The 9,102-nt window shown below is 62.8% G+C and carries 10 protein-coding genes; 9 read left to right on the top strand and 1 reads right to left on the bottom strand.

Annotated features, from left to right (window positions below):
• Positions 1-317: 317 nt before the first annotated feature.
• From HWE01_RS13920 to HWE01_RS13900, 5 genes are all read left to right on the top strand, one after another.
• Positions 318-506, top strand: a complete 189-nt coding sequence (locus HWE01_RS13920; protein WP_008329586.1) for a hypothetical protein — start codon at positions 318-320, stop codon at positions 504-506.
• 213 nt (positions 507-719) lie between these two features.
• A complete protein-coding gene (locus HWE01_RS13915) occupies positions 720-908 on the top strand; it encodes a YjfB family protein (RefSeq protein WP_008329585.1) in 189 nt (62 codons plus the stop codon).
• Between the two features lie 199 nt (positions 909-1,107).
• A complete protein-coding gene (locus tag HWE01_RS13910) occupies positions 1,108-1,410 on the top strand; it encodes a helix-turn-helix transcriptional regulator (RefSeq protein WP_241822113.1) in 303 nt (100 codons plus the stop codon).
• Positions 1,407-2,744 (top strand): type II toxin-antitoxin system HipA family toxin, encoded by a 1,338-nt coding sequence (locus HWE01_RS13905; RefSeq protein WP_241822112.1) that lies wholly within the window; start codon positions 1,407-1,409, stop codon positions 2,742-2,744. Before HWE01_RS13910 ends, HWE01_RS13905 begins: the two co-directional genes overlap by 4 nt.
• On the top strand, positions 2,741-3,640 hold the full coding sequence (locus HWE01_RS13900; RefSeq protein WP_241822111.1) for a pseudouridine synthase: 900 nt from the start codon (positions 2,741-2,743) through the stop codon (positions 3,638-3,640). The genes HWE01_RS13905 and HWE01_RS13900 overlap by 4 nt, the downstream gene beginning before the upstream one ends.
• Positions 3,641-3,655: 15 nt before the next feature.
• On the opposite strand, the gene HWE01_RS13895 is transcribed toward HWE01_RS13900, so the two are convergent.
• Complete coding sequence (locus HWE01_RS13895) at positions 3,656-4,324, bottom strand: GntR family transcriptional regulator (RefSeq protein WP_175343845.1); 669 nt, start codon at positions 4,322-4,324, stop codon at positions 3,656-3,658.
• Positions 4,325-4,474: 150 nt separating this feature from the next.
• Between HWE01_RS13895 and dctP the strand changes: the two genes are divergently transcribed.
• Genes dctP through mdcA form a run of 4 tightly spaced genes read left to right on the top strand, consistent with a single transcriptional unit; the run spans position 4,475 to position 9,095 of the window.
• Positions 4,475-5,506: a TRAP transporter substrate-binding protein DctP gene (dctP, locus tag HWE01_RS13890; protein WP_241822110.1), complete on the top strand. Its 1,032-nt coding sequence runs from the start codon at positions 4,475-4,477 to the stop codon at positions 5,504-5,506.
• Entirely contained in the window at positions 5,503-6,081 is a 579-nt protein-coding gene (locus HWE01_RS13885; RefSeq protein WP_008329575.1) for a TRAP transporter small permease, read from the top strand. Before dctP ends, HWE01_RS13885 begins: the two co-directional genes overlap by 4 nt.
• A complete protein-coding gene (locus HWE01_RS13880) occupies positions 6,078-7,427 on the top strand; it encodes a TRAP transporter large permease (protein ID WP_008329574.1) in 1,350 nt (449 codons plus the stop codon). The genes HWE01_RS13885 and HWE01_RS13880 overlap by 4 nt, the downstream gene beginning before the upstream one ends.
• A complete protein-coding gene (gene mdcA, locus HWE01_RS13875; protein ID WP_241822109.1) occupies positions 7,428-9,095 on the top strand; it encodes a malonate decarboxylase subunit alpha in 1,668 nt (555 codons plus the stop codon).
• Positions 9,096-9,102: the final 7 nt, after the last annotated feature.

The following is a 9,102-nucleotide window of genomic DNA, read 5'->3' as shown; positions in this document are numbered from 1 at the left end:
CACGACGCGTCGCGCGCCTTGCCAGCGCCCTTTCTGGACAGAACGCATCTCACGCCTATTTATGAAATGGGTTCTAGTCTCGCTGCCGGCGGCGCCATCACGCTGAGCCTCCCACGGCCGGCGTCGCCCCGACTTGAGGTTTACACATGCAAAAGCGCGTAAGGACGGGGCAAATCCTGTCAAGACTGGCCGCTTGCCTGCCGCTAACACATTTACCCATGACGTAAAGCCTGATCAACCATGGTAGGGGGGTAGAGAAAACATGGCCGATCAGGCGGGCGTCATGGTCCGGTTGCACTTCAGACAAGGAGTTTCATATGGAGCTAGCAACTATCGCCAGCGGTGCAGCAACGGCCTGGTTGGTCGACAAGGCGGCGCAGTCCGTCGGCATTGATCTGGGCAAGGTCGCCAAGACGGCGGTGGATGACGTGTTAGGTGCGGCCACGACAGTGGCGCGCCTGCCGTCCAATGTCAACATCGGGCGCATCATCAATACCATCGTCTAGGCAGTCACGGCGTGCTGGACTGGCGTCGGCTCGATCGCACCCTTCGGGGTGCGATTTTTTTTGAGTGAAGCAATCTTCATCAAGGCGAGTCTTGTGATACTGACAAATACTCAAAAAAATCCTTGATTGATGTAAAGAAACAGCGTTCAATGCCGTAATCAAGGCACCGGGCGACGCATCCTGTTTCCCGGCATCCCCCACAAGGAGAGTTCCATGGATGTCACTCAAATCGCATCACTGGCCACCAGCATGGCGTCGGCGCAGACTTCGGATTCGGTCAACGTACTGATGCTGAAGAAGGCGCTCAACACCCAGGCTGCCGCTGCCGTGGGGGTGTTGCAGGCACTGCCGCCGTTGCCGGCCAACCCGAATATCGGGCGCAACGTCAATACCACTGCCTGAACACCGTCCTCTTGAAATCGCAGCCCTTGCCGGGCTGCGATTTTTTTGCGTACTTCGTGCCGAGTTCAGCGCTTTCCCTTCCTCAAAAAGAATAATAAATTGGTCTTTTAATGAAAAGACCAATTAATTGGTCTTGATTTTGCTCAGATGACCAATACAATGGTCATATGTAAAAAGAACCATTTAATTGGATCTTCCCATGACCACTCTGGTAGACATCGGCCACCGCATTCGCATTGCCCGCAAGTCGCGCGGGATGACCGCCATCGCCCTGGCCGAGCTGGCCGGGATGCACCGCAATACCTTGCTGGCCCTGGAAACCGGGCGTGGCAACATCGAGCTGGTCAAGCTGCTGGCCTTGTGTGAAGCGCTGGACCTGGATCTGCTGCTGCTGCCGCGCCAGGCCGCACCGCTGCGTGCTGCCGATGCCCAGGGCAGCGGCAGCCAGACCGAACTGGGCGCGCGCCTGCAGGCGCTCATGGGCCAAGGAGAGGGCGCATGAGCATGCTGCGTTCGCTGCGCATCCGTCTCGGTCAGACCGACGTCGGGTCGCTGTTTGCCCTGGATGACGGGCGCTGCTACTTCCGCTTCGATGATGCCTATGCCATGCAGGGGCCGGATCGTCCTGTGCTGTCGCAGCTCTACCTGGCCTCGAGCGAAGAACGCACCCGGGCCCAGTTGCTCGATCCCACGCTGGCCGCCAACCGGGGGGATGGTCGCGGCGGATTGCCCTCCTTCTTCCAGAACCTGCTGCCTGAAGGGCAGTTGCGCAAACACCTGATCCAGCGCGCCGGACTGGCGCCGGACGATGAATTTGGCCTGCTGGCCTATTGCGGACGCGATCTGCCCGGCGATGTCTCGGCCCTGGCCGAAGCGCTGGATGAGCGCGCACTGGGCCGCCTGCTGGGGCAAGGACATGACAGTTACGAGATGAGCTCCGGCCAGTTGCCGGTACCGGACGGGGAATCGCTCTCGGGCGTGCAACCCAAACTGGCACTGGTGCGCGAGAGCGGGGGGCGCTATGTGATGCGCTCCAGGGATAGCCAGGGCAGCCACTTCATCGCCAAGCTGCCGGCCACCGACTATCCCAACATGCCGCAGGTGGAGTTCGCTTCGCTCACCCTGGCCGAGGCGGCCGGCGTACGGACCTGCCGCTTCAGCCTGGAGCCGCTGTCGGCCATCGCCGAGCACCTGCCGTTCGGGCTGCGCAATGACGCCAGCCGTTTCCTGCTGGTACAGCGTTTCGACCGCGATGCCCCCACGCCCACGGCACGTCGGCACATGGAAGATTTCGCCCAGGTCACCGGGACTGCGCCGGCGGCCAAGTATGTCGGAACCTATGCGGCCATCGGCGTGGTATTGCTCGAACGCAGTACGCGCGGGGCCGAGGATGTCTACGAATTGCTGCGGCGGATCAAGGTCAATGAACTGCTCGGCAACTTCGATGCGCACCTGAAGAACTTCAGCCTGCTTTACCACACGCCGCAGGCTGCAGCGCTGTCGCCAGCCTATGACATCGTGGCCTATGCCGCCTACGTGGGCGGGAATGGTCATGCGCTGGCCTTCGTACCAGGGCAGAAGGGCAAGCAATTGCTCACGCCTGCCATCCTGCGCCAGCTGGCTAACCTGTGGCGTCTGCCCGAACCCCGGCTGCAGGCGGTGCTGGTGGAGACGGTGGAGCGCGCCATGAGTCAATGGCCGGCCCTGATCGAGAGCCTGCCCTTCACCGATGCCCAGCGCACCAGATTGCTGGCGCATCTGGAGGCCAATGCCAGCGTGGTGGCCTGGCGCCGCCGCGCCGCGCGCAGGAAACCGGTGAACGGGGAGGGCGCATGAGACCCACGCCGACCCTGCCCATGCGCGAGGGCTTGTCACCCAGCTATCTGTGGCTGCAACCGGGACCGTGGCGCGACATGCTGTCCTTCCTGGCCGAGCACTTCACCGCTGTGCCCGAAGCGATCTGGCGCGAGCGTCTTCTGCGTGGAGAGGTGCGCAACCAGCAAGGGGAGCACTTGCGTCCGGAGTCGCCCTATCGCAGCGGGGATTGCATTTTCTATTACCGGGAATTGCCCCAGGGTGAAGAACGCATCCCCGTGGAAGAAAAGATCCTGCATCTGGACGATCACCTGCTGGTAGCCGACAAGCCGCATTTCCTGCCGGTGATCCCGACTGGCCGCTTCGTGCAGGAAACCTTGCTGGTGCGCCTGAAGAAGGCCACCGGCCTGCAGGACCTGGTGCCCATCCACCGGCTGGACCGCGAGACGGCCGGGGTGATCGTCTTTTCACATCAGCCGGCCAGCCGGGGCAAGTACCAGTCCATGTTCCAGCAGCGGGCGATGTTCAAGGTGTATGAAGCCATCGCCCCGCTGCGGCCTGATCTTGCGCTGCCACGGGTGCATCGCAGCCGCGTGGAAGAGATGCCTGAACAATTCTTCAAAATGTATGAGGCGCAAGGCGCACCCAATTCGGAAACCCATATTTCCCTGCTGGAGGCACGCGGACAACTGGGCCTGTACCAGCTGGAGCCAGTGACCGGCAGGCGCCACCAGTTGCGCGTGCACATGGCCGCGCTGGGCATTCCCATCCTCAATGATCTGTTCTATCCCGATGCCGTCCCGGTCGGGGTGGCCGATGATCTGGACAAACCACTCAAACTGCTGGCGCGTTCGCTGTTCTTCATTGATCCGCTGGACGGCAGCGAGCGCCATTTCGTCAGCCAGCGCAGCCTCTAGCCGGCTGGCCGCAGCTCATGCGGCCGACTTGAGCTGGTGCAGCGAGGCCACCAGGTCGGCAAAGCGCTGCCCCTGGATCATGATGTGCTGGCGCAGCACTTCCACGGTGCGCTCCGGGTCACCGGCGATGATGGCGTCGACCACGGCCTGGTGCTCGTCATAGGACATCTTCAGGCGATCCCGCACCCGCAGCTGCAGCCGACGGTAGGGGCGCAGGCGACGGTGCAGGGCGCGCGCCTGCTCGGCCAGGAAGCCATTGTGGCTGCCGGCGTAGATGTGGTCGTGGAAGGCTTCGTTCAGGTAGAAATAGGCATCCGGATCGCAGGCATCGCGCGCGGCCTGGCAGGCCTGGTGCGCCGCCAGCAGTTCGGCATGCTCGGCCGGTGTCATGCGGCGTGCGGCCAGGCGACCGCACATGGCCTCGAATTCGGCCATCACTTCAAACATCTCGATCAGTTGCTGCGGGCCGATCTCGGCCACGATGGCGCCCCGGCGCGGGCGCATCTCGACGATGCCCATCGAGGCCAGCTGGATCAGCGCTTCGCGAATGGGCGTGCGGGAAACGCCGAACTCCTCGGCCAGCGAGGTTTCGTCCAGATGTTGGCCCGGCGCCAGCTTGCCGACGGCAATCATCTCTTCGATCGATTCGCGCAGGGTTTCGGAACGGGTCTTGGGCGTGTCCATGGTGGTTTGTCTTCAAAGCAAGCATTGTAAAGGGAAGGGCTCCCAGTGGATTAATGCTTGACAATGTATTCGTTTCGGCTGAAATTGTATACACGATGAGAGCATAAAAACACACGCGTAGTTCCATCAATATCTGGAGGAGACACCAGCATGACCAGCACAAGCAACCAAAGCCGCCGCCACTTCCTTGGCACCCTTGCCGCCGCCCCTCTGGCCGCCGCCATGCCCGCCGCATGGGCGCAAACGGCCAGTCTGAAGATTTCTCACCAGTTCCCCGGTGGCACCCTGACCGAAGGCGACTTCCGCGACCGCCTGGTCCGCACGTTCGCCCAGCAGGTGAACGAAAAGACCAAAGGGGCCTTGAAGTTCGAGATCTATCCCGGCTCGTCCCTGATGAAGACCAACGCGCAGTTCTCGGCCCTGCGCAAGGGCGCGCTGGACATGTCGCTGGTGCCGCTGAACTACGCCGGCGGCGAAGTCCCGGAAACCAACATCGGCCTCATGCCCGGCCTGGTGACGTCCTACCAGCAGGGCGCGGCCTGGAAGAATGCCGAGGTTGGCAAGGAACTGGCCCGCATCCTGGGCGAGAAGGGCGTGGTCATCGTCAGCTGGATCTGGCAGGCTGGCGGCGTGGCCTCGCGCGGCAAGCCCATCGTCGAGCCGGCTGATGCCAAGGGCATGAAGGTGCGCGGCGGTTCACGCGAGATGGACCTGATCCTGAAGGAAGCGGGTGCCGCCGTGGTGACCCTGCCGTCCAATGAAATCTATGCCGCCATGCAGACCGGCGCGATGGATGCGGCGATGACCTCGTCGACTTCCTTCATGTCCTTCCGTCTGGAGGAAGTGGCCAAGGCGCTCACCACCGGTCGCGACAAGGCCTACTGGTACATGTTTGAACCGCTGATGATGTCCAAGGCCGTCTTCGAACGCCTGCCCAAGGACCAGCAGGCCGTCATCATGGCCGTCGGCGCCGAGATGGAGCAGTTCGCCATCAAGGCCGCGCAGGCCGATGACATCGCCGTGGCCCAGGTCTACCAGAAGGCCGGCGCCAAGGTGGTCGACCTGAACGCCGAGGTCGTCAAGAAGTGGCAGGACATCGCCCGCAATACCGCCTGGAAGGACTTTGCGGCCCGCAATGCCAACTGCGCCAAGCTGCTGGCGCTGGCGGAGAAGACCGTATGAGCCATGGTTTCGAGATGCCCGGCGCGGCAGTAGCGCGCCCGGCCGTTCCGGCCAGTGCCCCGGTGGCCTGGCTGGCGGCCTTCCTGCAGGGCTACCATCGCGTGGCCGTGTTCCTGGGGATGATCGCGCTGCTGGTGACCTCCTGCATCCTGACTTATTCGGTGGTGGTGCGTTATTTCTTCCACCAGCCGACCGATTGGCAGGATGAAGCCTCGGTCTTCATGCTGGTGGGCGTGATCTTCCTGTGCTCGGGTTACGTGCAGTCGCTGCGCGGCCACATTGGCATCGAGGCACTGGCGGGCATGCTCTCGCCGCTGGCCAACAAGGTGCGCATGTTCATCGTGGATGTGCTGTCCTTCCTGTTCTGCGCCTTCTTCACCTGGAAATCGTGGACGTTGTTCCATGAAGCCTGGGCCGAAGGACAGACCACGTCGTCGACCTTCGCGCCGCCGCTGTGGATTCCCTATTCGCTCATGGCGCTGGGCATGACCATGTTGACGCTGCAATTGCTGGTGCAGGTCCTGACCCGCATCACCGGCACCGTTCCTGCCGCACAGAGCGGAGGTGCGCAATGAGTCCGCTGACCTTGGGTGTGCTCTATGGGGTGGTCACCATCCTGGTGATGTGTTCGGGCATGCCGATCGCCTTCGCGCTGGGCGTGGTGGCCACCGGTTTCATGGTCTTCTTCATGCCGGCATCGTCGCTGGACACCATCACGCAGAATGTCTATGAGGAAATCGCTTCCATCACCCTGCTGTCGATCCCGCTGTTCATCCTGAAGGGGGCGGCCATCGGCAAATCACCTGCCGGCAAGGACTTGTATTCGGCCATCCACGCCTGGTTGAACAAGGTGCCGGGCGGGCTGGGCATTGCCAACGTGTTCGCCTGCGCGCTGTTTGCGGCGATGGCGGGGTCTTCGCCTGCGACCTGCTCGGCCATCGGTTCGGCAGGTATTCCGGAGATGCGCCGACGCGGTTACTCGCCCGGGTTCGCGGCCGGCATCATCGCCGCCGGGGGTACGCTGGGCATCCTGTTGCCGCCCTCGATCACCATGATCCTGTATGCGGTGGCCGCTGAACAATCGTTGGGCCGCCTGTTCCTGGCCGGCATCGGTCCCGGACTGCTGCTGGTGATGCTCTTTGCCGGCTATGCGGTTTTCCGTGCCCGCAAGGAATACAAGCTGGCACATGCGGTCTACAGCGCCGGTGGCGCCAAGTCGGCCTATCTGGATGACGAGCATTTCACGCTGGCGCAGAAGGTGGAAATGCTGCCGCGCGTGCTGCCCTTCCTGATCCTGCTCATCGGCGTGATGGTGGCTCTCTATGGTGGCCTGGCCACGCCCTCCGAAACCGCCGGCCTGGGCGCGCTGCTGGCGCTGGTGCTGATCGCGGTGGTCTATCGCATCTACAAGCCGAAAGAGATCGCGCCCTTCCTCAGTTCCACCATCAAGGAATCGGGGATGCTGCTGCTCATCATCGGCATGTCGCTGCTGTATTCCTACGTGATGAGCTACCTGCACATCAGCCAGTCGGCGGCGCAGTGGGTGGTCGATCTGCATCTGTCGAAATGGCTGCTGCTGGCGGTGATCCTGGCCATGGTGATCGTGCTGGGCTTCTTCCTGCCGCCGGTGTCGATCATCCTGATGACCGCGCCCATCATCCTGCCGCCCTTGAAGGCGGCCGGTTTCGACCTGATCTGGTTCGGTATCGTCATGACCGTGGTCATGGAGATGGGCCTGATCCACCCGCCGGTGGGGCTGAACCTGTTCGTGATCAAGAACATCGCACCCGATATCGCACTGGGCGATGTCATCAAGGGGACGATTCCTTTCCTGGCGCTGATGTTTCTCGCGGTCCTGCTCTTGTGCATGTTCCCGGGCATCGCGACCGTATTGCCTGACCTGTTGATGGGAGCCAATTAAATGAGTGGTAACGAACGCGTGTGGAATGCGCGCCAGAAGAACCGTGAACAGCGGCTGGCGCGCGCCACCGCCGCATTGGGCAGCCAGTTGCAGGGCAAGATCGCCCCTGCCGACAAACTGGCCGAGCTGCTCTATGCGGTGCTGGAAAACGGCGACCGGGTCTGTGTCGAGGGCAACAACCAGAAGCAGGCCGATTTCCTGGCCAAGGGACTGGCCGCGCTCGACCCGGCCCGGGTCCATGGCCTGCACATGCTGTTCTCCGTGCTGGCCCTGCCGGAACATCTGGACGTGTTCGAGAAGGGCATCGCCGACCAGCTCGATTTTTCCTTCTCCGGTCCGCAGGCCGGCCGTCTGGCCAAGCTGGCCTCGGCCGGCAAGCTCAACATCGGGGCCATCCATACCTATCTGGAACTGTTCGGTCGCTACTTCGTCGACCTGACCCCGCGCGTGGCACTGGTGGCCGCACAGGCCGCCGACCGCCACGGCAATCTCTATACCGGGCCCAATACGGAAGATACGCCCGCCATTGCCGAAGCGACGGCCTTCTCCAGCGGCATCGTGATTGCCCAGGTGAACGAAATTGTCGATGAGCTGCCACGCGTGGATATCCCTGCGGACTGGGTCAGCTTCGCCATCAAGGCGCCCACGCCACATTACATCGAACCGCTTTTCACGCGCGATCCGGCGCAGATTTCCGAAATCCAGGTCTTGATGGCGATGATGGCCATCAAGGGCATCTATGCCGAATACGGCGTGCAGCGGCTGAACCACGGCATCGGTTTCGATACTGCGGCCATCGAGCTGATCCTGCCGACCTACGCCGAATCGCTGGGCCTGCGCGGCAAGATCTGCAAGCACTGGGCGCTCAATCCGCATCCGGCCTTGATTCCTGCCATCGAGGCCGGGTTTGTGGAGTCCGTACACTCCTTCGGCTCCGAGCTGGGCATGGAAGACTACATCCGCGCGCGGCCCGATGTCTTTTTCGTCGGCCCCGATGGCTCCATGCGCAGCAACCGCGCCTTCTCGCAGACGGCCGGTCACTATGGCTGCGACATGTTCATCGGCTCGACCCTGCAGATCGACTTGCAGGGCAATTCCTCCACGGCCACCCTGGGTCGCATCGCCGGGTTTGGCGGCGCCCCCAACATGGGTGCGGATGCGCGCGGACGCCGCCATGCCAGCGAGGCTTGGCTCAAGGCGGGCCAGCAGGCGCGCGCCGGCCGCAATACCATCCCGCGCGGGCAGAAACTGGTGGTGCAGACGGTGGAGACCTTCCGCGAGCACATGCAGCCGGCCTTCGTCGAGAAACTCGACGCCTGGCAACTGGGCGAACAGGCCAAGATGCCGATTCCACCCGTGATGATCTATGGCGATGACGTCACCCACATCCTCACCGAAGAAGGCATCGCCAACCTGCTGCTGTGCCGCACCGAAGAAGAGCGCGAGCAGGCCATTCGCGGCGTGGCCGGTTACACGGCCGTGGGCATGGGGCGCGACAAGCGCATGGTGGAAAACCTGCGCGACCGCGGCATCATCCGCCGCGCCGAAGACCTGGGCATCGACAAGCGCATGGCCACCCGCGACCTGTTGGCGGCCAAGAACATGAAGGACCTGGTGCGGGCTTCCGGTGGGCTCTACAACCCGCCCAAGCGTTTCCGCAACTGGTAATCCCTCT

It is taken from the genome of Herbaspirillum sp. C7C8 (assembly GCF_022627875.1).
GTDB lineage: Bacteria > Pseudomonadota > Gammaproteobacteria > Burkholderiales > Burkholderiaceae_D > Herbaspirillum.
The sequence above is the reverse complement of the archived record's forward strand: the minus strand, read 5'-3'. Positions and strand labels throughout refer to the sequence as shown.

Coding starts and splice junctions, on each gene's coding strand:
- HWE01_RS13885 (WP_008329575.1), top strand. CDS start 5,503: ATGAGCCATGGTTTCGAGATGCCCGGCGCGGCAGTAGCGCGCCCGGCC.
- HWE01_RS13900 (WP_241822111.1), top strand. CDS start 2,741: ATGAGACCCACGCCGACCCTGCCCATGCGCGAGGGCTTGTCACCCAGC.
- HWE01_RS13880 (WP_008329574.1), top strand. CDS start 6,078: ATGAGTCCGCTGACCTTGGGTGTGCTCTATGGGGTGGTCACCATCCTG.
- HWE01_RS13910 (WP_241822113.1), top strand. CDS start 1,108: ATGACCACTCTGGTAGACATCGGCCACCGCATTCGCATTGCCCGCAAG.
- HWE01_RS13905 (WP_241822112.1), top strand. CDS start 1,407: ATGAGCATGCTGCGTTCGCTGCGCATCCGTCTCGGTCAGACCGACGTC.
- mdcA (WP_241822109.1), top strand. CDS start 7,428: ATGAGTGGTAACGAACGCGTGTGGAATGCGCGCCAGAAGAACCGTGAA.
- HWE01_RS13895 (WP_175343845.1), bottom strand. CDS start 4,324: ATGGACACGCCCAAGACCCGTTCCGAAACCCTGCGCGAATCGATCGAA.
- dctP (WP_241822110.1), top strand. CDS start 4,475: ATGACCAGCACAAGCAACCAAAGCCGCCGCCACTTCCTTGGCACCCTT.
- HWE01_RS13915 (WP_008329585.1), top strand. CDS start 720: ATGGATGTCACTCAAATCGCATCACTGGCCACCAGCATGGCGTCGGCG.
- HWE01_RS13920 (WP_008329586.1), top strand. CDS start 318: ATGGAGCTAGCAACTATCGCCAGCGGTGCAGCAACGGCCTGGTTGGTC.